Origin of the sequence: Zoogloea sp. (assembly GCF_028689785.1) — a bacterium.
Classification (GTDB): Bacteria; Pseudomonadota; Gammaproteobacteria; order Burkholderiales; family Rhodocyclaceae; genus Zoogloea.
In genome coordinates, this window is sequence record NZ_JAQVCN010000045.1 from 1 (window position 1) to 22,744 (window position 22,744).

The 22,744-nt window shown below is 62.0% G+C and carries 20 protein-coding genes; 4 read left to right on the forward strand and 16 right to left on the reverse strand.

Features of this window, described 5'->3' with window-relative positions:
• The first annotated feature begins 368 nt into the window (after nucleotides 1-368).
• Nucleotides 369-683 carry a quaternary ammonium compound efflux SMR transporter SugE gene (gene sugE / locus PHI64_RS16780; protein ID WP_299885097.1) on the forward strand — a complete coding sequence of 105 codons (315 nt, stop codon included), beginning with the start codon at nucleotides 369-371 and terminating at the stop codon, nucleotides 681-683.
• A 38-nt stretch (nucleotides 684-721) separates the two neighbouring features.
• Here sugE and PHI64_RS16785 read toward each other — a convergent pair whose 3' ends face one another.
• From PHI64_RS16785 to PHI64_RS16855, 15 genes are all read right to left on the reverse strand, one after another.
• The gene (locus tag PHI64_RS16785) at nucleotides 722-1,009 is read right to left on the reverse strand and encodes a putative quinol monooxygenase (RefSeq protein WP_299885100.1); all 288 of its coding nucleotides are present in this window, start codon (nucleotides 1,007-1,009) and stop codon (nucleotides 722-724) included.
• A gap of 39 nt (nucleotides 1,010-1,048) precedes the next feature.
• Nucleotides 1,049-2,407, reverse strand: a complete 1,359-nt coding sequence (locus PHI64_RS16790) for a hypothetical protein (RefSeq protein WP_299885104.1) — start codon at nucleotides 2,405-2,407, stop codon at nucleotides 1,049-1,051.
• A 123-nt stretch (nucleotides 2,408-2,530) separates the two neighbouring features.
• Nucleotides 2,531-4,489 (reverse strand): ATP-dependent DNA helicase, encoded by a 1,959-nt coding sequence (locus PHI64_RS16795; protein WP_299885107.1) that lies wholly within the window; start codon nucleotides 4,487-4,489, stop codon nucleotides 2,531-2,533.
• A 22-nt stretch (nucleotides 4,490-4,511) separates the two neighbouring features.
• Nucleotides 4,512-5,300 carry a hypothetical protein gene (locus PHI64_RS16800; protein WP_299885110.1) on the reverse strand — a complete coding sequence of 263 codons (789 nt, stop codon included), beginning with the start codon at nucleotides 5,298-5,300 and terminating at the stop codon, nucleotides 4,512-4,514.
• 7 nt (nucleotides 5,301-5,307) lie between these two features.
• Nucleotides 5,308-6,420 (reverse strand): cell division protein ZapE, encoded by a 1,113-nt coding sequence (zapE, locus tag PHI64_RS16805; RefSeq protein ID WP_299885113.1) that lies wholly within the window; start codon nucleotides 6,418-6,420, stop codon nucleotides 5,308-5,310.
• Between the two features lie 109 nt (nucleotides 6,421-6,529).
• Nucleotides 6,530-7,951, reverse strand: a complete 1,422-nt coding sequence (gene lpdA / locus PHI64_RS16810; RefSeq protein ID WP_299885116.1) for a dihydrolipoyl dehydrogenase — start codon at nucleotides 7,949-7,951, stop codon at nucleotides 6,530-6,532.
• Between the two features lie 81 nt (nucleotides 7,952-8,032).
• Nucleotides 8,033-9,214, reverse strand: a complete 1,182-nt coding sequence (gene odhB, locus PHI64_RS16815) for a 2-oxoglutarate dehydrogenase complex dihydrolipoyllysine-residue succinyltransferase (protein ID WP_299885119.1) — start codon at nucleotides 9,212-9,214, stop codon at nucleotides 8,033-8,035.
• 39 nt (nucleotides 9,215-9,253) lie between these two features.
• Nucleotides 9,254-12,079, reverse strand: a complete 2,826-nt coding sequence (locus PHI64_RS16820) for a 2-oxoglutarate dehydrogenase E1 component (protein ID WP_299885120.1) — start codon at nucleotides 12,077-12,079, stop codon at nucleotides 9,254-9,256.
• A 160-nt stretch (nucleotides 12,080-12,239) separates the two neighbouring features.
• The gene (gene gltA, locus PHI64_RS16825; protein ID WP_299885123.1) at nucleotides 12,240-13,535 is read right to left on the reverse strand and encodes a citrate synthase; all 1,296 of its coding nucleotides are present in this window, start codon (nucleotides 13,533-13,535) and stop codon (nucleotides 12,240-12,242) included.
• Between the two features lie 56 nt (nucleotides 13,536-13,591).
• Nucleotides 13,592-13,828, reverse strand: coding sequence for a succinate dehydrogenase assembly factor 2 (locus PHI64_RS16830; protein ID WP_299885125.1), 237 nt, complete (start codon nucleotides 13,826-13,828; stop codon nucleotides 13,592-13,594).
• Nucleotides 13,825-14,538 carry a succinate dehydrogenase iron-sulfur subunit gene (locus PHI64_RS16835; protein WP_299885128.1) on the reverse strand — a complete coding sequence of 238 codons (714 nt, stop codon included), beginning with the start codon at nucleotides 14,536-14,538 and terminating at the stop codon, nucleotides 13,825-13,827. Before PHI64_RS16835 ends, PHI64_RS16830 begins: the two co-directional genes overlap by 4 nt.
• A gap of 19 nt (nucleotides 14,539-14,557) precedes the next feature.
• Nucleotides 14,558-16,351: a succinate dehydrogenase flavoprotein subunit gene (gene sdhA / locus PHI64_RS16840; RefSeq protein ID WP_299885131.1), complete on the reverse strand. Its 1,794-nt coding sequence runs from the start codon at nucleotides 16,349-16,351 to the stop codon at nucleotides 14,558-14,560.
• Complete coding sequence (sdhD, locus tag PHI64_RS16845; RefSeq protein WP_299885134.1) at nucleotides 16,352-16,699, reverse strand: succinate dehydrogenase, hydrophobic membrane anchor protein; 348 nt, start codon at nucleotides 16,697-16,699, stop codon at nucleotides 16,352-16,354. It abuts the gene before it with no gap.
• On the reverse strand, nucleotides 16,693-17,082 hold the full coding sequence (gene sdhC, locus PHI64_RS16850; protein WP_299885136.1) for a succinate dehydrogenase, cytochrome b556 subunit: 390 nt from the start codon (nucleotides 17,080-17,082) through the stop codon (nucleotides 16,693-16,695). Before sdhC ends, sdhD begins: the two co-directional genes overlap by 7 nt.
• A gap of 119 nt (nucleotides 17,083-17,201) precedes the next feature.
• Nucleotides 17,202-17,930, reverse strand: coding sequence for a GntR family transcriptional regulator (locus PHI64_RS16855; RefSeq protein ID WP_299885140.1), 729 nt, complete (start codon nucleotides 17,928-17,930; stop codon nucleotides 17,202-17,204).
• A 230-nt stretch (nucleotides 17,931-18,160) separates the two neighbouring features.
• Here PHI64_RS16855 and PHI64_RS16860 point away from each other — a divergent pair, with 230 nt between their 5' ends.
• Together PHI64_RS16860 and PHI64_RS16865 are read left to right on the forward strand one after the other, a co-directional pair.
• Nucleotides 18,161-19,153 carry a malate dehydrogenase gene (locus tag PHI64_RS16860; protein WP_299885143.1) on the forward strand — a complete coding sequence of 331 codons (993 nt, stop codon included), beginning with the start codon at nucleotides 18,161-18,163 and terminating at the stop codon, nucleotides 19,151-19,153.
• A gap of 116 nt (nucleotides 19,154-19,269) precedes the next feature.
• On the forward strand, nucleotides 19,270-20,259 hold the full coding sequence (locus PHI64_RS16865) for an aldolase/citrate lyase family protein (protein WP_299885146.1): 990 nt from the start codon (nucleotides 19,270-19,272) through the stop codon (nucleotides 20,257-20,259).
• A 76-nt stretch (nucleotides 20,260-20,335) separates the two neighbouring features.
• Here the strand turns inward: PHI64_RS16865 and PHI64_RS16870 are convergent, their stop codons facing one another.
• Nucleotides 20,336-21,580, reverse strand: a complete 1,245-nt coding sequence (locus PHI64_RS16870; protein ID WP_299885149.1) for a nitronate monooxygenase — start codon at nucleotides 21,578-21,580, stop codon at nucleotides 20,336-20,338.
• A 267-nt stretch (nucleotides 21,581-21,847) separates the two neighbouring features.
• Between PHI64_RS16870 and PHI64_RS16875 the strand changes: the two genes are divergently transcribed.
• Nucleotides 21,848-22,741: an adenylate/guanylate cyclase domain-containing protein gene (locus PHI64_RS16875; protein WP_299885152.1), complete on the forward strand. Its 894-nt coding sequence runs from the start codon at nucleotides 21,848-21,850 to the stop codon at nucleotides 22,739-22,741.
• Nucleotides 22,742-22,744: the final 3 nt, after the last annotated feature.

The following is a 22,744-nucleotide window of genomic DNA, read 5'->3' on the forward strand; positions in this document are numbered from 1 at the left end:
AACAAGCCACCGGGCCATGTCGGCCTTGCGGGCGATCAGCTTGTCGGCAAGTGCCGGGCCTGCCCGGGTTTGCGCTCGATGAGCCGGGAGACCTTCGTCTTGTCCGAGCTCACCCGTTGAGTAGCAATCTGCAGGGGATGGACGTAGCCGGCACGGGCGCCACTCATGGGTTCTCAACTTGAAGTCCTGCTGGACGGCAATGCGCAGATTCTGCCAGATCCCTCCCGTGAGGCGGCCAAGCATGGCCACGACCGAGCTTGCCGCTCACGACAAGCATGGATAGAATCAATGCAGCCATCGCGTGGGGACGACCTCACGTCAGACACATTCTGGTTGGGACGACCCTACCCCCAATGCAGAGGTGCGTCATGGCATGGTTCACTCTTCTTCTCGCTGGCCTGCTCGAAATCGGCTGGGCCATCGGATTCAAATACACGGACGGATTCACAAGGTTCTGGCCCTCGGTGGCAACCTTGTCGTCGATGCTCGTCAGTCTCCTTCTGCTCGCCAGTGCGCTCCGCAGCTTGCCCCTTGGCACGGCCTACGCCATCTGGACGGGCATTGGCGCGGTCGGCACCGTGACCCTCGGAATCATTCTGTTCGGTGAGCCCGCCAGCCTCGGCCGGCTGATCTGCGTGGGCATGATTGTGGCCGGCATCGCCGGGCTCAAGCTGCTGACCTGAAGCAGCGGCCCGGCACACAAGCTCTCGCGGGGCGCAGTTCAGGCGGCCGGGTCCAGGCGCACGATGTCCACGCCCGTCACCTTTCCGTCGATGGCAGCCACCAGCGCAGCGAAGTGCGGAGTGGCCATGTGGCGTTCGAGGGCGGCGTCGTCCTGCCAGCGTTCGATCATCACAAAACTGTCGGGCTTGTCCCGGGTGATGTGCAGTTCGTAGTGCAGGCAGGCGGCCTCGGCACGGCTGGGCGGGATGACCTGATCGAGGGCCCGGCGAACGTCGGCGCGAAACTCGGGTTTGGCAGTGATGGTGGCAACTACGCTGAGGGACATGAAAAAGCTCCAGTGATGGGAATGGAGGAAACGGGTGGCCTAATCGCCCCGCGGCGTGCCACAAGGTACGGCCAACACCGGCGCAAAGCCGCCGCCGGGAGTGCGAAAGTTGGTGGTCTGGCCCTGGTAGAGGCGCGCGGTGACCAGCTGGACCTGACCTCGATAGGCATAGTTGCGCAGATCCATCTTCAGGTCCACCGGCGCGCCCTCCACTTCCAGGCGTCGCTCCGAGGGCGGCACCAGGGCCTGGGCGATGTAATCGCCGACGAGGATCTCTGCAAACACCCGGCGGGTGAGCTTGTCGCCCCGATAAGTGCCCCGGCTGCCAAAGCCCGAGGCCGGCTTGAAGAAGAGCTGGCGCCGCCGGGCCCACAACGCGTCGCTGCGGGCGGCATCCACCGCTTCGGTATGGGGCACCCCCTGCTGCAGGATCGCGATGGTGGCCTCGTCAGCCCCCAGGCGGCGCAGGGCATCCGCGTCTGAGAGCAGGATCAGGTTGCGCTTGTCGGCATACAGGGCATGAGCCCGGGGGTGGGGAGTGATCACGGCGGTGCCGGCCATCCAGGCCTGACGCAGGGCGGCACTGGCCGGCCCGTCCAGGGCGAAGTCGGTGAGGCGGTTATACACAAGATCCACCGGCTCGCCATGCAAGCTCAGACCGGCATCGCCGTGGACCAGCTCGGCCGGATCACAGATGCGGGCGGCGATGCCATGACGCTCGAACAGGCGCTGAAAGAGCAGGAATTCAGGCAGCAAATACTGGCCCTGGGGAGCTTCATCCACGATGGCAATGCTGCGCAGGGGCTGCTCGCCCCGCTCAAGCCGCCATTCGCTACGGAACATCTCCACAAAGGCGCTCTCCAGGTCGGCGTGCGGCTCCGGCACGGCGGCCATGACCCCCGCCACTTCAGGGCAGCACGCCCGCTGGGCGCGCCCCAGGATGGCGTTGAGCAGACCGCCGCCGGCGTTGGTGTTGATCTCGATGAGGCGCGGTCCGCCCTCCCCCAGGTGGAAGTCGTAGCCCAGGAACACACCCGCGGCCCGGGCCGGCTGCCGGGCCGTGGCAGGCGCCCAGGCCAGCACGGCGTCCTGCCAGCCCGGCAGGGCCACGACGCGCTCGATGGCCGCGACGATGCGGGCCATGGCGTCCACGTGTGCAGCGGCCACAAAGGCCATGGAGTCGGCAAACAGATGGGGGCGGGATTCGGCCAGCAAGGCCTGCAGCGCCCCATCGCGGGGGTCGCGGGCCAGCGTATCCAGCAGCACCTGACGGTCGAGGGACACGCACTGGCAGCCCGCGTTGAGCGCCTCGGCCGTATCGGTGCACGTGCCGGAGGACAGGACGCTGGCGAGCCGGGCAAGGGCATCGCTGGAAAGGGAGGGAGTCTGGACAGGCACGGAAGGATCCCCTGAAACGGTGGCAGTGGATTCTAGCAAGCCGGCACCCCATGGCCCTGAACATGGGTCAAGGTCGTGGGGCACCTGCCCCTCAAGGCTTGCCCCAGCCCCGTGGGGTCGAATTCACTCGACCTTCCCGGCCGGCGGAGGCAGCTGCTCAAGAAAGGCCACCACTTCGGCTTCGACCTTGCTCCTGCGCATGGGGGGCAAGCTTTGCCAGACGCGCTTACCGTAGGGCTTGGTGAGCATACGCGGGTCGCAGATGGCGAGCACGCCCTTGTCGCGTTCGGTGCGGATCAGACGACCGGCGCCCTGTTTGACGTTGATGACAGCGCGGGGCAGCTGATACTCCATGAACGGGCTGCGGCCGGATTTCTGCATGTGCTCAATGCGCGCAGCCAGTACCGGATCGTCGGGCGGGGCAAAAGGCAGCTTGTCGATGACCACCACCGACAGGGCATCGCCCGGCACATCCACACCCTCCCAGAAACTCTGGCTGGCCACCAGGATAGCGTTGCCGAGCCGGCGGAAGCGGTCGAGCAGCTCGGTACGGGAACCCTCACCCTGGATCAGCAGGGGCAGTTTGAGCTTTTCCCGCTCAAGCTTGTCGGCGATCACCTCGTGGATGCGGCGCATGGCCCGGAGCGAGGTGCACAGCACAAAGGTGCGCCCGTGGGCAGCACGGATCAGCGGAAAGGCCACCTCGGCCACGGCGTCCGGATACTCCGGGCTGTTGGGCTCGGGCATGTTCTGGGGCGCGTACAGCACCGCCTGCTCGGGATAGTTGAAAGGGCTGCCCCATACGGCGGTGTCGATGGGCGGCTCGACCCAGTGCAGGCCCAGCTCCCGGCAGTAATGGCCAAAATCCCGGCCTACCGCCAGGGTGGCGGAGGTGAAGATCCAGGCCCGGGGGTGGCCATCCATCTGCCGCTTGAAGATGCTTGCGATGGACAGGGGTGTGGCGTGGAGAGCCAGGGACTGGCTGAAGACCTCGACCCAGCGCACCCAGTCGGTGCCTTCCGGGTTCTGCCAGCGGGCCAGGATCTGCTGCAGCTCCTGGGTGCGGCGCAAGCAGTTGGCGAGGCCTTCGGAGCGTTCGGCCTGGGTCTCGACGATGGCGCAGAAGCTGGTCAGTTCGGCATCCAGGGCCTCCACAGCTTCGTGGAAGGGCTTGTTGTCGTCGAGCTGGGCGAAGCCGAAGCGGGCGTTCTCTGCATTAACGCTAAGGCGCAGGTCGCGGGCAGCCTTCTCCAGCTTGCGGGTGGCCTCGATCAGGTCAAGACAATCCCGCGCGGCAGCCACGGTTTCGGAGCGGGTGTCCCGGGCCAGCTCAAGCAACTGGGAGGTGGATACGCTCTCACCGAAGAACAGGCTGGCAGTTTCAGGCAACTGATGGGCTTCGTCGAAGATAACCGCATTGCACGAGGGCAGCAGCTCGCCCATACCCTCATCGCGCAGCATCACGTCGGCAAAGAAGAGGTGGTGATTGACCACCACCACGTCAGCATCCATGGCGGCACGGCGGGCGGCGGCCACGAAGCATTCCTTGATGTTGGGGCACTCCTGGCCCAGGCAGTTGTCCCGGGATGAAGTAGCGAACATCCAGGCGGCGGCATCCTCGGGTACTTCGGGACACTCGGCCTTGTCGCCGCTCTGGGAGATTTCCATGAAGCGCCCGATGGCCCGCAGGTGGGCCGCGTCTTCCGGCGTCGTGAAGCGCCCGTCAATCAGGTTGCGGGCCAGGTGGTAGTGGCACACGTAGTTGGACCGCCCCTTGAGCAGCGCAACCCCCACCGGCACCTTGAGGGCGCCGCGGATGGTGGGTAGATCCCGGTTGAAAAGCTGGTCCTGGAGGGTCTTGGTGCCGGTGGATATGATCACCTTGCCGCCATTGAGCAAGGCCGGCACCAGGTAGGCGTAAGTCTTGCCCGTGCCGGTGCCGGCCTCGGCCACCAGCACACCGCTCTCCTTGAGGGTGGCGGCGATGTGCTCGGCCATCTCGATCTGCTGGGGGCGCGGGTTGAAACCGGGAATGGCGGCGGCCAGGGGTCCGTCAGCGGCGAAGGCTTTTTCTACGTTCATGGATATTCCGGCAATCGGGCGCTCATTCGACGACGTCGACCCGCAACCAGACACCGGCCTGGCTGCTGCGGCTGTCCCGGCCGACACCGACCGTGCCCTGGCTGCCACGGCTGGCGTCAGCCTGAGTGCCACCCAGCGGAATCCACTCACCCAGGCGCCCGCTGACCATCGTTGCCAGGCGGCTGGTTTCGATGACGCCGCTGGCCCCGACACGCTCCATGTCGGGAGCGATCTCGATGCTCACGCGCTCACCAATGAGTTGGGGCGAGGCCAGAAAGCCGCTGCCCACGTCGGTGTAGCGAACGCTCTCGACAGGCTGCCAGCCCCCCGGGCCGGGGCGCCACTCGCGCATGGCCACAGGCAGCGACTGGCCCACGCGGATCAGCGCCCGCCCGCCTTCGACAACCTGCACCTGCTGGCTGACGCCCTCGGCCTGCCGGTACTGCCCTGCCCCCCCTTCGAGGCGGAAACGGCTGTGGCCCGGCTCAAGCCGGCCCGACAGGCCCACACCCCCGCCCTGCCCTTCACTGCTGCGATCCTGGCGCACCGACACCACCAGCCGCCGCAGGGGTGTGTCCAGGGCGTCGAGGGCAGCACGCAACTCGGCCAGATTGGCGGGCGACACTCGCAGCAGGATCTTGTCGTCGAGGGTGCTCAGGGCACCGCCGGGCTCCACCAGGGGGCGCAGGGCGGGCACGATCTGCTCCGCCGGGCGATGCCGCAGGGTGATGATCTCGAGACGGCCCTCGGCGAAGGCAGCCGGAGCGGCCGCCGTCAGGGCGGTGAGGAGACAGGCGGACGACCAGCGCATCGGTGATTCAATCCACCCGGTGGGCTTCGGCCAGATAGTCGCGGGAGCGCATCTCGATCAGACGGCTCACGGTGCGATGGAACTCGCTGGCCTGACGACCTTCCACGTAGAGGTCGTAGGCCTGGCATTCTGCGCTGACCAGCAGCTTCACCCGGTGGTCATAGAGCACGTCGATCAGCCAGGTGAAGCGCCGTGCCTCCGAGGCCATGGCGGCGCTCATCCTGGGCACGCGGGAAAGGATCAGGGTGTGATGTTCTCGGGCAATCTCCAGATAGTCGTTCTGGGAGCGGTTACCGCCGCACAGGGTGTCGAAGTCGAACCAGATGACGCCCGGCGCTTTGCGCTGCACCTTGAGCTTGCGCTCCAACACCTCGATCTCCCCAGCCTCCCCCTTGGTACCGGCGATCTTCTCGAAGTCGCTGGCGAGATGCTTGTCGGCTGCGTCGTCGCCGGGGACCAGAAAGGCGTCCATCTGCTCCAGGGTGCGCAGGCGGTAGTCGGTGCCATGGTCCACCTCGACCACGTCGAAGCGACGCTTGATCATGTCGATGGTCGGCAGGAAGTTGATGCGCTGCAGGCCGTTGGGATACAGGCCATCCGGTGGATAGTTGGATGTCATCACAAAAATGGTCCCTCGGGCGAACAGCGCGTCGAGCAGACGCCCGAGGATCATCGCATCGGCGATGTCGGATACATGAAACTCGTCGAAGCACAGCAAACGGGTCTGGCGGGCGATGCGGTCGGCAACCTTCTGTAGCGGATCAGCCTCATTGTTGAGGTTCTTCAGATCGTTCTGCACTTCCTGCATGAAGGCATGGAAATGCACCCGGCGCTTACGCTGGTAGGGCACGGAGTCATAGAAACAGTCCATCAGGAAGCTCTTGCCGCGCCCTACTCCACCCCAGAAGTACACGCTGCGGGGCTGCTTGGGCCTCGACAGCAGCTTGCGCAGGGTGCCCTTCCGGGCGGCTTTGAAGGCGACCAACTCTGCGTACAGCCCCTGCAGGCGCTGGGCAGCGGCGCGCTGGGCCGGATCGGACTTGAAGCCGCGCGCCTTGAGGGTGGCGTCGTAGGCTTCGAGCATGCCGTTTTCGGCAACCTTGAGGATTCGATGAGGCATCTTGGTGAACGGTTCTTATGGGTACTGCGGATGGAAACGGGGGTGGTGAGGCATTTTACGCCTGACCACCCCCGGCTGACGCAGGGGCCGGCGAACCGGCCCCCGGCGATCAGAAGTGCAGAGGACGCTTGTCCACCGCCAGGGCGGCTTCGTGGACGACTTCCGACAGGGTCGGGTGAGCGTGGCAGATGCGCGCCAGATCTTCGGACGCACCGGCAAACTCCATGGTCACCACGGCCTCGCCGATCAGCTCGGAAGCGTTGGAGCCGATGATGTGCACGCCGAGGATACGGTCGGTGTTGGCATCGGCAATCATCTTCACGAAACCGGCCGGGGTGCCGGCGCCCAGGGCACGGCCATTGGCCATGAAGGGGATCTTGCCGACCTTGTAGGCGGCGCCTTCGGCCTTGAGCTGCTGCTCGGTCTTGCCCACCCAGGCGATTTCCGGGGAGGTGTAGATGACCCAGGGGATGGTGTCGAAGTTGGTGTGGCCCTTCTGGCCGGCCAGGGTTTCGGCCACGGCAACGCCTTCTTCCATGGCCTTGTGGGCCAGCATCGGGCCGCGCACCACGTCGCCCACCGCCCACACGCCGGGCAGGTTGGTGCGGTTGTGGCCGTCCACATCCACGAAACCACGCTCGTCGAGCTTGAGGCCGACGGCTTCGGCATTGAGGCCGGCAGTGTTGGGGACACGACCGACGGACACGATCAGGCGGTCGAACTCGGCCTTCTGGGCGCCGTCCTTGGTTTCGTATTCAACGCTGACCGACTTCTTGCCCACCGTAACCTTGCCGACCTTGACGGACAGCTTGATATCGAGGCCCTGCTTGGTGAACAGCTTGAGGGCTTCCTTGGCCAGATCCTGGTCGGCAGCGCCGAGGAAGCTGTCCATGGCTTCGAGGATGGTGACCTCGGAACCCAGGCGCTTCCAGACCGAGCCCATTTCCAGGCCGATCACACCGGAGCCGATCAGGCCGAGGCGCTTGGGCACGGAGTCGATATCGAGGGCGCCGATGTTGTCGCACACCAGCTTGTTGTCCACGGGGATACCGGGCAGGTGACGGGCGGTGGAACCGGTGGCCACGATCACGTTCTTGGCCTCAACGATCTCTTCACCTACCTTGACCTGCCAACCACCGTCGGTCTTGGCGACGAAAGCACCATGACCTGCCAGGAAGGTGACCTTGTTCTTCTTGAACAGGCCCTTGATGCCGGCGGTGAGCTGCTCGACGATCTTGGACTTGCGGCCGATCATCTTGGCCACATCGATCTTCGGGGTGCCGACGGAGATGCCCTGCTCTTCGAAGGCGTGGCCAGCCTCTTCGAACAGGTGGGAGGTATGCAGCAGCGCCTTGGACGGGATGCAGCCCACATTCAGGCAGGTGCCGCCCAGACGGGGTTCGCCCTTCGGATCGGCATAGGGATTGGATTCGGCGCAGGCCGTGTTGAAACCGAGTTGTGCCGCGCGGATTGCAGCCACATAGCCACCGGGACCACCGCCGATGACCAGAACGTCGAATTGCTTCGCCATGTGTGTTCTTCCTTGTTCGGATTGAAACAAGGCACGGCGGCGGCAGACGCGCTGCCGCGGCCGTGCCTCAAGTCAGAGAGATCAGACGTCCAGGATCAGACGGGCCGGATCTTCCAGGGCTTCCTTCATGGTCACCAGACCGAGGACGGCTTCGCGGCCGTCGATGATGCGGTGATCGTAGGACATGGCGAGGTAGTTGATCGGACGCACCACGACCTGACCATTCTCGACCACGGCACGGTCCTTGGTGGCATGAATGCCAAGGATTGCGGACTGGGGCGGGTTGATGATCGGGGTGGACATCATGGAACCGAACACACCACCGTTGGAGATGGAGAAGGTGCCACCGGTGAGCTCTTCGATGGAGATCTTGCCGTCCTTGGCCTTCTGGCCATACTCGGCGATCTTCTTCTCGATGTCGGCGATGGACATCTGGTCGGCATCACGCAGGATGGGCACCACCAGACCACGGGGGGAGCCGACAGCGATGCCGATGTCGATGTAGCCGTGGTAAACAATGTCGTTCCCATCGACCGACGCGTTCAGGATGGGGAACTTCTTGAGGGCGGCGACGGCAGCCTTCACGAAGAAGCCCATGAAGCCCAGGCGCACGCCGTGAGCCTTCTCGAACTTGTCGGCGTACTGCTTGCGCAGGGCCATCACCGGAGCCATGTTGACTTCGTTGAAGGTCGTCAGGATGGCATTTTCGTTCTTGGACTGGATCAGGCGCTCGGCGATGCGGGCACGCAGACGGGTCATGGGAACGCGCTGCTCAGCACGATCGCCAGTGGCAACCGCCACGGCAGGCGCGGCAGCAGCAGCGGGCTTGGTCTGAGCAGCGACGGCATCTTCCTTGGTCACACGACCACCGCGGCCGGAGCCGGCGACGTCGGAGGCAGCAATACCCTTTTCGTCGAGGATCTTGCGAGCCGACGGGCTGGCGGCGCTGACGGCAGCAGCCGGAGCGGCGGCAGGCGCAGCGGCCGGAGCGGCAGCAGCAGCCGGGGCGCCGGCAGCAGCCTTGGCTTCGGTATCGATAGTGGCGATCACTTCGCCCGAGGTGACGGAGTCGCCGCCGTTCTTGACGATCTTGACCAGCACACCGTCGGCCGGAGCCGGGGTCTCGAGCACGACCTTGTCGGTCTCGATGTCGATGAGGTTTTCATCGCGGGAAACGGCATCGCCTTCCTTCTTGTGCCAGCTCACCAGCGTGGCTTCGGAAACGGACTCGGACAGTTGCGGCACTTTGACTTCGATCAGCATGTTTTCTCCCTCTTGTTCAATTCGGCACGGACATGGGCATCAGGCTTTGATTTCGCCAAACGCATTTTCGATAACTGCCTTTTGTTGCGCATTGTGCTTGGCGTAGTAGCCGACGGCCGGCGAAGCCGCAGCCGGACGGGACACCAGCAGGAACTTGTGCTTGTCGCCAAGCGCGCTGTCCAGATGGTGACGGGAAGCCAGCCAATACCAGACGCCCTGGTTGCGGGGCTCTTCCTGGCACCACACCACCTCCTTGGCGTTGGGGTACTTGTTCACCTCCGCCGCGAAGGCCTCAGCCGGGAACGGATAGAGCTGCTCCAGGCGGACAATGGCGATGTCCTTGATGTCGTTGGCACGGCGATGAGCCAGCAGTTCGTAGTAGATCTTGCCGGAGCAGAGCACGACGCGCTTGACCTTCTTGGCCTCAAGCTCATCCACTTCACCGATGACGGTCTGGAAGGTGCCCTTCGATAGATCGTCCAGCGAGGAGATGGCGTCCTTGTGGCGCAGCAGGGACTTCGGCGTGATGATCACCAGCGGCTTACGGATCTTGCGCAGAGCCTGACGACGCAGCAGGTGGAAGATCTGCGACGGGCCGGAGGGGATGCACACTTCCATGTTCATCTCGGCACACAGCTGCATGTAGCGCTCGATACGGGCAGAAGAGTGCTCCGGCCCCTGACCTTCATAACCGTGCGGCAGCATCATCACCAGACCGCACTGACGGCCCCACTTGGCTTCACCGGAGCTGATAAACTGGTCCATCACCACCTGGGCGCCGTTGGCGAAGTCACCGAACTGGGCTTCCCAGATCACGAGCTGGTTGGGCTCGGCCGTGGCGTAACCGTACTCGAAGGCCAACACAGCTTCTTCAGACAGCACAGAGTCGTAGCAGTAGAACGGGCCCTGACCCTCGCGGATATTCTGCAGCGGGTAGAAGGTGCCGTCATGCCACTGGTCACGGTTCTGGTCGTGCAGCGCAGCGTGACGGTGGAAGAAGGTGCCACGACCCACGTCTTCACCGGAAAGACGAATACCGAAACCCTGCACCACCAGGCTGGCGTAGGCCAGGTTCTCGGCCATGCCCCAGTCAAAGGGCAGCTTGCCGTCACCCATGGCCTTACGGTCATCGATGATCTTCTGGACACGCGGATGCAGCGTGAAGCCATCAGGAGTGGTCGTCAGGGACTTCGACAGACGCACCAGTTCGGCCATCGGAACCGTGGTGTCGCACTTGTCGGTGTATTTCTTGCCGACGTAAGGCCCCCAATCCTGGGAGAACTGGCGCTTGAAGTCGGACAGCACGGGATTGGTCAGCAGTTCGCCCCGATCCAGGGCTGCGCGGTAATCCTTGATGAAGACATCCGGCTCATCGGCCTTGCAGACGCCCAGCTGAACCAGCTTGTCCGCGTAAATCTTGCGGGTGCCGGGATGCTTGGCGATCTTCTTGTACATCAGCGGCTGGGTCACCATCGGCTCGTCGGCCTCATTGTGGCCAAGCTTGCGGTAGCAGACGATGTCCACAACCACGTCCTTCTTGAACTGCTGGCGATATTCCACTGCCAGGCCCATGACGAAGGCCACAGCCTCCGGATCATCACCATTGACGTGGAAGATGGGGGATTCGCCCATCTTGAAGATATCGGTGCAGTACAGGGACGAGCGATAATCCCGGGGATCGGAAGTGGTGAAGCCGATCTGGTTGTTCACCACGATGTGGATCGTGCCACCCGTACCATAGCCACGGGTCTGGGCGAAGTTGAGCATTTCCTGGTTGACGCCCTGACCGGCAACAGCGGCGTCGCCGTGAATCAGGACGGGCACGACCTCGGCCTTGCCATTCACACCACGGCGGGTCTGGCGGGCGTAAACCGAGCCTTCGACCACGGGGTTCACGATTTCCAGGTGGGACGGGTTGAAGGCCAGGGTCAGGTGCACCGGACCGCCGGCAGTCATCACGTCACTGGAGAAACCCATGTGGTACTTCACGTCACCAGCGGAGAGATCGGAAGCAGCCTTGCCCTCAAACTCCGAGAACAGCATGCTCGGGGACTTGCCGAGGGTGTTGACCAGCACGTTCAAACGGCCACGGTGGGCCATGCCGATCACGATTTCCTGGACGCCCTTGCTGCCAGCCACGCGGATCAGCTCGTCCATGGCGACGATGGTGCTCTCGCCCCCTTCAAGGGAGAAGCGCTTCTGACCCACGTACTTGGTATGCAGGTAGCGTTCCATGGTCTCGGCAGCGGTGAGACGCTCGAGAATGCGACGCTGATGCTCGGCGGGGAAGACGGGACGACCTCGGGTCGGCTCGAGACGGGCCTGAATCCAGCGCTTCTCGGCGATGTCCGTCATGTACATGTACTCGGCACCGATGGAGCCGCAGTAGGTTTGACGGACGGCATCGAGAATCTCGCGCAGGGTGGCGTGATCGCCCGGCAGCCCATGGAAGGAGCCTGTGTTGAAGGTCTGGTTGAGATCGGCTTCGGTGAAGCCGTAGTGCGAAAGTTCCAGCTCGTGGATCTCGGGGCGCTCGGTGCGCTTCAGCGGATCGAGCTGAGCCCAGCGGGTACCCAGGAAGCGGTGAGCATTGATGAGCTGGAGCACGCCGACCTGCTTCTGGTCGGAGCCTGCGGCCACCACGGTACGCACCGAACCACGCTTTGCCATGTCGGCAAACGCATTGATGATCGGGTAGTGGGCAACGTCCGGGCCCTTGCCGGGAACGTTCTGCAGCGAATCAAAATACTTCCGCCATTCTTCGGAGACGGAGTCCGGATTGTCGAGATAGTTCTCGTAAAGCTCTTCGATGAACGGCGCATTGGAGCCGAACAGTTGGGAGCTTTCAAAAAGCTGTTTCATCATGGGCGACCACCTGGCTTTTATCTTGTCTTTTTGGATGTACTTGCTGCGGTGGGGAGAAATCCCTGATCGTTTGATACTCGTGGATAAACGAAGCGGGATGACCCTGTGATGGTCACCCCGCGTTCGTGTCTCCTGTTTCCCCCTCCCCCTCCGGGCAAACTTAAGCGCGCTGGTCCAGCGGCTTGACGTCGCGGCGAGCGGCGCCGATGTACAGCTGGCGCGGACGACCGATCTTGTATTCCGGATCGGTGATCATTTCTTCCCACTGCGTCATCCAGCCAACCGTACGGGCCAGCGCGAAGATGCAGGTGAACATTTCCGTCGGGATACCAAGTGCCTTCTGCACGATGCCGGAGTAGAAGTCCACGTTCGGGTAGAGCTTCTTCTCGACGAAGTACGGATCTTCGAGGGCGATCTTCTCAAGCTCCATGGCCAGCTTGAAGAGACGGTCGTTCTCGAGGCCGAGTTCGCCCAGCACTTCGTGGCAGACCTTGCGCATCAGCTTGGCACGGGGATCAAAGTTCTTGTAGACGCGGTGACCAAAGCCCATCAGCTTGAAGCTGTCATTCTTGTCCTTAGCACGGGCGATGTACTCGCCCACGCGGGAAACGTCACCAATCTCTTCCAGCATCTGCAGGCAGGCTTCGTTCGCACCGCCGTGCGCCGGGCCCCACAGGCAGGCGATGCCGGCAGCGATACAGGCGAAGGGGTTGGCGCCGGAAGAGCCGGCCAGGCGCACCGTGGAGGTGGAGGCGTTCTGCTCGTGGTCGGCATGCAGCGTGAAGATCACATCCAGGGCGCGCACCAGCACCGGATTCGGCACGTACTTCTCGCACGGGTTGCCGAACATCATGCGCATGAAGTTCGCGGTGTAGTCCAGATCATTGTCCGGGTACATGAACGGCATGCCGGTGTTGTACTTGTAGGCCATGGCGACGATAGTCGGCATCTTTGCCACAAGGCGGTTGAAGCTGATGTTGCGGTGCTCGACGTCCGAGAAGTCCATGGCGTCGTGGTAGAAGGCGGACAGGGCGCCCACCACACCGGTCATGACGGCCATCGGGTGAGCGTCACGGCGGAAGCCGGAGTAGAACTTGGAGAGCTGCTCGTGGACCATCGTGTGCTTCTTGATGGTGCTTTCAAAGTCGAACTTCTGGGCCGCATTGGGCAGCTCACCGTTCTTCAGAAGGTAGGTGACTTCGAGGAAGTTGCAGTTGTCGGCCAGTTGCTCGATGGGGTAACCGCGATAAAGCAGCTCGCCCTTGTCACCATCGATATAGGTGACCTTGGACTGGCAGCTGGCAGTCGACAGGAAGCCGGAGTCGTACGTGAAATACCCGGTCTTTCCGCCAAGGGTGCGAATGTCGATCACATCGTTGCCGTGCGTCCCCGACATGATCGGAAACTCTACGGACTTGCCATCTACGGTCAGTGCAGCAGTGCGTTGCGTGGTCATGTTTTGGTCCCTTTTCCCTGTTGAAACTCCAGCTCCCTAGCGGCAGAACCGCTCCGTCATTCTGACCGGAGCAATTCAACCATTTCTTTCCAGCGATCATTGGTAACCGGCTGGCTGCCGTTGATCATGGCCCACAGGTCATGATCCTCGACAAGCAAGAGGTCATCCAGATCCGCCAGTTGACCGTCCGTCAGACGGTCAAAGTGCCTTTCGAGGAAACGCGTGAACACCAGATCAAGCTCGAGAAGAGCCCGACGGCACTGCCAGCGCACGCGCCCCCTGTTCAGCGTCATACGGCCCGACGCACCATCATGTCCTTGATCTTGCCGATGGCCTTGGTCGGGTTGAGACCCTTCGGGCAGACATCCACGCAGTTCATGATCGAGTGACAACGGAACAGACGATACGGATCCTCAAGATTGTCGAGACGCTCGCTGGTCGCCTGGTCACGAGTATCCGCGAGGAAGCGGTACGCAGCCAGCAGGCCAGCGGGGCCGACGAACTTGTCGGGGTTCCACCAGAAGGACGGGCAACTGGTGGAACAGCAGGCGCACAGGATGCACTCGTAAAGGCCATTCAGCTCTTCACGGTCTTCCGGGGTCTGCAGACGTTCGCGCTCGGGGGCCGGATCGTTGTTGATCAGGTACGGCTTGATCGAGTGGTACTGCTTGAAGAACTGGGTCATGTCGACAATCACGTCGCGCACGACCGGCAGGCCGGGCAGCGGACGGATGGTAATCGGCTGGGCCAGCTCATCGATGGCGGTCAGGCAGGCCAGACCGTTCTTGCCATTGATGTTCATGGCGTCGGAGCCACACACACCTTCACGGCAGGAACGACGGAAGGACAGGGTGTCATCCTTGGCCTTGAGGCGCACCAGCGCATCCAGGAGCTTCTTGTCGGACTCTTCGAGTTCGACAGAGATGTCCTGCATGTAGGGCTTGTCGTCCTTGTCCGGATCGTAGCGGTAAATCTTGAACTGTACGGTTCGCTTGCTGCTCATGTTCTATTCTCCGGAACGCTCAGTAGGTACGCTTGGCGAGCGCGATCGGCTCGACTTCGGGGGACAGCGGCTGCAGGTTAACCGGCTTGTAATCCAGACGGTTTCCTTCGCTGTACCACAGCGTGTGCTTGAGCCAGTTCTTGTCGTCACGGCCGTTCGGGGTCTCGGCGCAATCGATCGCATCATCACGCACGTGGGCACCGCGGGACTCCTTGCGGGCTTCTGCAGAGATCATGGTGGCTTTGGCCACTTCGATCAGGTTGTCGAGTTCGAGGGCTTCGGTACGGGCAGTGTTCCAGACTTTGGACTTGTCCTTGATCTGGGTCGTCTTGGCACGTTCCGCCACTTCGAGGATGCGGGTAACGCCTTCCTTGAGGCTATCAGCGAAGCGGAACACACCGGCGTGCTTCTGCATGGTGCGCTGCATGGCCAGCCGGACTTCATGAACATCCTCGCCGTTGGTCTGGGACTCCAGACGGGCGATACGGGCCAGCGACACGTCGGCTGCATTCTCGGGAAGCGGCCTGAGGGTCAGCTGGCCGGATTTAAAGTCATTGACCACGGTCTCGCCCGCCGCCTTACCGAACACCAGCAGGTCAAGCAACGAGTTGGTGCCGAGGCGATTGGCGCCATGAACGGACGCGCAGGCACACTCGCCAGCAGCATAGAAACCGGCTACAGGCACATTGCTATTGCCGTCCTTCGGCACCACGACCTGACCCTTGTAGTTGGTCGGAATACCGCCCATCTGGTAGTGGCAGGTCGGCACGACCGGAATCGGTGCCTTGATCGGGTCGACGCCGGCGAACTGGATCGAAATCTCACGGATGCCGGGCAGACGCTTGTTGATGGTCTCGGGTGACAGGTGGGTGATGTCGAGGAGCACGTGATCCTTGTCGGAACCACAGCCACGGCCCTCGTTGATCTCGGTGACCATGGAACGGGACACAACGTCACGGGAGGCCAGATCCTTCAGGTTCGGGGCATACCGTTCCATGAAGCGCTCGCCGGAAGAGTTCCGCAGGATACCGCCTTCACCGCGCACGCCCTCAGTGATCAACACGCCAGCGCCAGCCACGCCGGTGGGGTGGAACTGCCAGAACTCCATGTCTTCCAGCGGAATGCCGGCCCGGGCTGCCATACCGACACCGTCACCGGTATTGATGAAAGCATTAGTGGAGCTGTAGTAGATCCGGCCGGCGCCGCCGGTCGCAAAAATCGTGGCCTTGGCATGGAAGATGGAGACTTCGCCGGTTTCCATTTCCATCGCGGTCACGCCGAGCACGTCGCCTTCCGCGTTGCGGATCAGGTCCATGGCCATCCACTCAACGAAAAACTGGGTGTTGGCGCGGACGTTGCGCTGGTACAGGGCATGCAGCATGGCGTGGCCGGTCCGGTCAGCCGCGGCACAGGAGCGGGACACCGGGGTCTGGCCGTAGTTCTGGGAGTGGCCACCGAAGGGACGCTGGTAGATCTTGCCGTTGTCGGTACGATCGAAGGGCATGCCGTAGTGCTCAAGCTCGACCACGACTTCATTGGCCTTCTTGACCATGAACTCGATCGCATCCTGATCGCCCAGCCAATCCGACCCCTTGACGGTGTCGTACATATGCCAGTGCCAGTTATCCTCGGTTGAATTACCCAGAGAGGCAGCCACCCCCCCCTGCGCCGCCACGGTGTGGGAGCGAGTCGGGAAGACCTTGGTCAGGACAGCGGTTTTCATCCCCGCTTCGGAAAGCTGGAGAGCCGCACGCAAGCCAGCGCCGCCGGCGCCGACAATTACTGCATCAAAGGTATGCTTTGCGACTTTCACTTACAGCCTCCACAGAATCTGAGCAGCCCAACCGGCGTAGCCGATGAGCAGAAGAGCAACGACCGAATGAAGCGTCAGGCGAATGCCGACCGGCTTGATGTAGTCCATGAAAATGTCCCGCACACCGATCCAGGCATGAAAGAACAGCGACATGAAGAACAGGAAGGTTGCAAACTTCATGAAACCACCGCTGAACACACCGCGCCAGCTCTCGAAGGAGCCATCGGGCATGGTCAGCGCACAGACCGCAAACACGAGGGTATAAAGCGCCATGACAACGGCGGTGATGCGCTGCAGGAGCCAGTCACGAAAACCGTAGTGAGCGCCAACGATGACGGGCTTTACCATAGTTTGGCCACCAGAAGGAAAGTGAGGGTAAGGCTGACGATCAGGACCATGCGGGCGCTATTGACCGCGGACTGCTTGTCGATGCCCACATGGGCATCCAGCAGAAGGAAGCGGATACCGGCACAGAAGTGGTGCAAGTAGGCCCACAGCAGGCCAACCAGGAGGAGCTTGACGAAAATATTGCCCACGACGTCTTTGTAGGCAGCATACGATTCAGGAGAGCCCACACTGCTCCCAAAGAGGGCCAGCAGGACCGGCAGCATCAGAAATAGGCCCGCACCGCTGACCCGGTGCAGAATCGAGACTTTCCCGGGCAACGGGAGCCTGATCTCGTTCAGCGCCAGATGCTTCGGGCGCTGCTTCTTCAAAATCACCTCTGTCATAGATATTCCCTCTAGCAAATTGCGACCAAAAGGCCGCACTCTTCCCACACGACAAAAATTATAAGTATATACCCTTACCAACCACTGACAGGCCGGGCACCCCTGCCAACTCAAAGCAATCAATTAAGCTCGTTCAGATAATAGTGATCGGCCGTTGAATAAAGACCACGCCGCCACTCGACCGGCCTGTCACCATATGTGTAAGTGACACGCTCTACCGACAGCAAGGGCACACCTTCCGCGACACCCAGCGTTTCACTGGTCATCCGGTCGGCGGCCACAGCGCGGATGCGCTCTTCGGCGCGAATCATGCGCACCCCGAAACGGGTCTCAAAAAGGCTGTACAAGGAACCGTGCGCGCCCTGCAAGACCTCCATCGTCAAACCATGGAAAATTTCGCCCGGCAGATAGATCTCATCAATTACAACTGGCCTACCAGAAAATTTGAGCAATCGCCGCAGAATCGTTACAGGAGCACCCAGTTCGACGCCCAGCATGCGCGCAGCTTCATTTCCCGCCTTGGCTTTCCAGCAATCAAGGGGCACACTCAGGGGGTGAGCGAGATCGCCATCCACCGGCACGAGGCGAAGAAAACGAAAAAGCGCACGGGGATCATTATGGGAAGCCACGTATGTTCCCTTGCCCTGCTTGCGGACCAGCAGATTTTCTGCCGCCATTTCATCAATGGCCTTGCGAACGGTACCCTGGCTCACATTGAAACGCAGGGCGAGCTCCTGCTCACTGGGAATGGCTTGCCCCGGCCGCCACTCGGCGGACTCCAAAGCGTTCAGCATCAGATTCTTGATCTGACGGTACAGGGGGCTAAAGGTGGGCGATTCGGGTCGCATTCATGTATTGAATCACACTTTTTCAGAGCAGTCCATGGGATGTCTTTTATCTTATATAAGACATCAGACATGGAATTGACAGTATTCAAAAATGCCCATACGATTCGTCTGTTGACCGGTCAGATGCTGATCGAGCGTTCAACCACCATCGCGGCAGCTGGAAGGCGGCGCGAAACAGTTGTAAGCAGTATCGAATCGATAACACTTCTTTCCTTGAGGGAGTATCAACAATGGCAAAAGCCCCCGTTCGTGTCGCAGTCACCGGCGCCGCCGGCCAGATCGGTTACAGCCTCCTGTTCCGCATCGCCAGCGGTGAAATGCTGGGCAAGGATCAGCCCGTCATCCTTCAGCTCCTCGATCTCCCGCAAGCCCAGAAGGCCGTCAAGGGCGTGATGATGGAACTCGAAGACTGTGCCTTCCCGCTGCTGGCCGGCATGGTCGCCACTGACGACCCCAACGTCGCCTTCAAGGACGCTCAGGTTTGCCTGCTCGTCGGCGCCCGCCCCCGCGGCCCCGGCATGGAGCGCAAGGATCTGCTGACCGAAAACGCCAAGATCTTCACGGTCCAGGGTGCCGCCATTGGTCAGCACGCTGCTCCGGATGTCAAGGTGCTGGTGGTGGGCAACCCCTGCAACACCAACGCTTATATTGCCAAGGAAATCGCCGTCAAGTACGGCCGCGTCAATGCCAAGAACTTCACCGGCATGCTGCGCCTGGACCACAACCGCGCCCTGTCCCAGCTCGCTGGCAAGACCGGCCGTGAAGTTTCCAGCCTGAAGAATCTGGTCGTCTGGGGCAACCACTCCCCCACGATGTACGCCGACTACCGCTTCACCACCTCCAACGGCGACAAGGTGCCGGCGCTGGTGAACGATGAAGCCTGGAACCGCGACGTGTTCCTGCCCACCGTCGGCAAGCGTGGTGCTGCCATCATCGAAGCCCGCGGTCTGTCCTCCGCCGCTTCTGCCGCCAACGCCGCAATCGATCACATCCGTGACTGGGTGCTCGGCTCCAACGGGGAATGGGTCACCATGGGCATCCCCTCCGATGGCTCCTACGGCATCCCCGAAGGCATCATCTACGGCTTCCCGGTCACCACCGAGAACGGTGAGTACAAGATCGTTCAGGGCCTGGAAATCGACCAGTTCTCCCGCGAGCGCATGACCCACACTCTCAACGAACTTCTCGAAGAGCGTGACGGCGTCAAGGATCTGCTGGGCTGATCACGCCTGACAGCATCCTGCCGCAGGATCAGACGCGGGGGCGGAAACGCCCCCGCGTTTTTTTGTTGGCGGGTTTTTGCTAATCTCCGCCCATCTGCCCCCTGTCCAGTTCACCTATGTCCTCCCTGCCCCATCCCGAGCACGTCCTATTTCAGGGTGAAAAGCCCTTCCCCATCCTCCCCGCCGTCGATCACTATGCCGGCAGCGAGAAGCTGATGCGCAAAGCGCTGGCACTGCAGCAGGAGCTCGGCCCCGTCTTCGACATCACCTGCGACTGCGAGGATGGTGCCCATGCCGGCGCCGAGGCCGCACATGCCGAGATGGCAGCGGCGCTGGTTATGTCCGACGAGAATCGGTTCGGCCGGGTCGGCGCACGCATTCACGACATCACCCACCCCCACTGGGCGCAGGATGTAGACATTCTTGTCAGCCAGGCCGGCCGTCGCCTGGCCTTTCTGACCATTCCCAAGCCGCGCAGTGTCGTCGACGCCGCGCGCCAGATCGAGAGCATTCGCAGTGCTGAAGAACGGCATGGAATCGAACGCGAAATTCCCGTCCACGTCCTGATCGAAACCCACGGCGCCTTGCGGGACGCGTGGGACATTGCCGCACTCGACCGGGTCGAATCCCTCGATTTCGGCCTGATGGATTTCGTCAGCGGCCACCATGGTGCCATCCCCGGCAGCGCCATGCGCAGCCCCGGGCAATTCGACCACCCCCTGGTGGCCCGCGCCAAGTGCGACATCGCTGCGGCCTCACTGGCCAACGGGGTGGTGCCTTCCCACAACGTGACGACGGAACTGAAGGACCTGGACTACATCCGCCGCGATGCCGAAAGGGCTCGTCGGGAGTTCGGCTACCTGCGCATGTGGAGCATCCACCCCAATCAGATCGTTCCCATCGTTGAGGCCATGCGCCCGGACTTTTCAGAGGTCGAGGACGCCTCAGCCATCCTGATCGCAGCCCAGGATGGTGGCTGGGGTCCGATACAGCACGCCGGGAAGCTGCACGACCGGGCTTCCTATCGCTATTACTGGGAGCTCCTGAAACGTGCCCGCGCAACCGGCATGAATTTGCCCGCTGAGGCGGCAGCCCGCTTCTTCTGAGTCGGCGCACCACGCCCACGACAACAAAAAGCCCGGTCAGATACCGGGCTTTTTGTTTTTCAGGACCGGACGGAAATCAATCCGGCAATGCGACCGTATTATCGGTGCTGAACTGGTAGTCCTTGAAGACGTGCTCGGCGGAGAGAATCTGGTAATTGCCATCTTCCCCCTTGCGGGAGGTGTCCTTCAGGCGGTAGGTGTAGTGCCCGCAGGTCCACAAGTCGAAATTGCGCATATGGGTGCACATGCAGGTCTTCTCCATGACCGAAATCTTCTTTACGCCCGGATGCAGTTCCACCTGCCGGTTATAGGCATCAATGTAAGAACAGTTTCCGGTGCTGTCGAGGAGGTAGCCATAAGCTTCGCAATTGGGGCGAATGCCGGAGCCGATTGCCGGGCTCCCGGTGAGCATTCGCATGGGGTAGCCGGTGGGCGAGATCTGGTTCACCACGATCTCGTCTTCACTCGCCTTGAAGTAGTGCTGCTGCACATCTTCAGGCAGGCCGCACTCTCGAGTCACCGTAAAACGTGTGGCAACCTGAACGGCACCGGCACCTTTTTCCAGGAAAGACACCGCGTCGCTACCGGTAAAGATGCCGCCGGCCGGGATCAAGGGAATATCGAGTTTCTCTGCCAGCAGCCAGGCCTGGATCTCTGCAACGATGGTGGCTAGATCGTACTTGGCCCAGTCCATGCCGAATCCCAGGTGCCCCCCCGCCAGCGGGCCTTCAACCACCACGTAGTCAGGCATGCGATTGGTGCGGGCGCTCTTGCGGAGGAACAACTGCAGCGCACGGAGGGAGGAGACGATGATCCCGAGCTTCGCGTCGCGGAAGCGCGGATGATCCTCGATCAACGCAAAGGAGCCGAGATGCAGACCCGCGGCCAGGGTAATGCCGTCAGCCCCGGCATCAAGCGCGGACGCCAGGCGCACGCGAAGGGTTTCCTTCGGTGCATTCATGGTCAGCTTTTCCATACAGTTCACGAAGACCATGCCCGAACCACGCTTGGCCTCCATGGTGCGGCCCACATGAAGGCTGGTCGCTTCGGCAAGCTGGCCGAGATCAAACTGGACAACAGACTTGTCCGAGTTGGCGACGTTATACTTGTACTGCTTCAGCTTGTCTTTGACGTACTTGGTATTGAAGCGACGATCGGCGACCGTCTTGACCATTGCATCCGAGATGTGACCGATCCCGCCCAGGCGAGCAGCCTCCAGTGCCAGATCTGCAGTGGAGATATCCACCCCCATACCGCCGATCACGATTGGCACCAACTCCTGCTTGCCGAAGCGCAAACGGAAATCATCAACTCGTTTCATGAAACCCCTTCCAGACAGACGTGAAGTGCCACATTGGCGACAGGCCGGCTGCGACCTAACGCAGTATTATCTCATCGCCCCCGCTCATCCGTTGCGTCTTGGATCAAGGAAAAGCACCGGAAGTTGCGCAAAATCATCGAATTCCGGCTCTCATCAGTGGGTCGAACAGGATACCCCCATGGGACGACGCAAATTTGTTACGTTCGCGAGCGCGGATAAAGTCACGAAGTCCGCTAAAATCATGCCTTCGACGCCACCTGCTGCCTGATGTCCCAAGCCACGCCCCCCTCTCATGAATGCGCTGTGCTGTTTGCCGATCTTGTTGGCAGCACACAGCTATATCAGCGCGTGGGCGACAAGCCGGCCTTCGAGGTCGTGGACAAGAGCATCCGTGCCATGCGCATCGCCGTCGAGACCAAGGGCGGTCGCGTCGTCAAGCACACCGGTGATGGCCTGATGGCAGTATTCCGGGATTCGGACAGCGCAGCCGATGCCACCCTCGCCATCCACCAGACCATAAAAGATCTCCCAGCAGCACCGGAGCAGCGCCTTGCCGTACGGATCGGCTTCCACTTCGGCGCCGTCGTCGCCAGCGGCACTGACGTCTTCGGCGACACCGTCAATTTTGCCGCCCGACTGGCCGAGCTGGCCTCACCGGGCAAGGCCATCACCGCCGCCGAAACCGCCCGTCGCCTGGGCCCCGAGTGGCGGTCCGTGCTGCACACCCTGCCGCCACGAGTAATCCGTGGCGTCACCAGGCCTGTCGAGCTATGTGAATTGATGTGTGAAGCGGTAGGCGAGTTGACCATCGTCCAGAGCGACCACTTCCTGCTTGAGACCGAGCCCGAACTGCGGCTTTATCTTGATGCCATGGCCCTTACACTCAACGCCACCAAACCCAGCGCACGCATCGGCCGGGACCCGGCAGCCGACCTGGTGATCGCGGACACCCAGTCATCCCGGCGACACGCGGAGATTGAACTGCGCGGCGACAAGTTCGTACTGATTGATCGCAGCAGCAACGGCACCTTTGTCCAGATCGACGGGGAACGGGAGTTCCTGCTATCCCGCGAGGAAGTCGTACTCAGGGGGCGCGGGCATTTCTCCCTCGGCCGCAGCTGCGCCAACAGCCCTCAGGTCGTCAGCTTCGTCTGTATCTGAGCA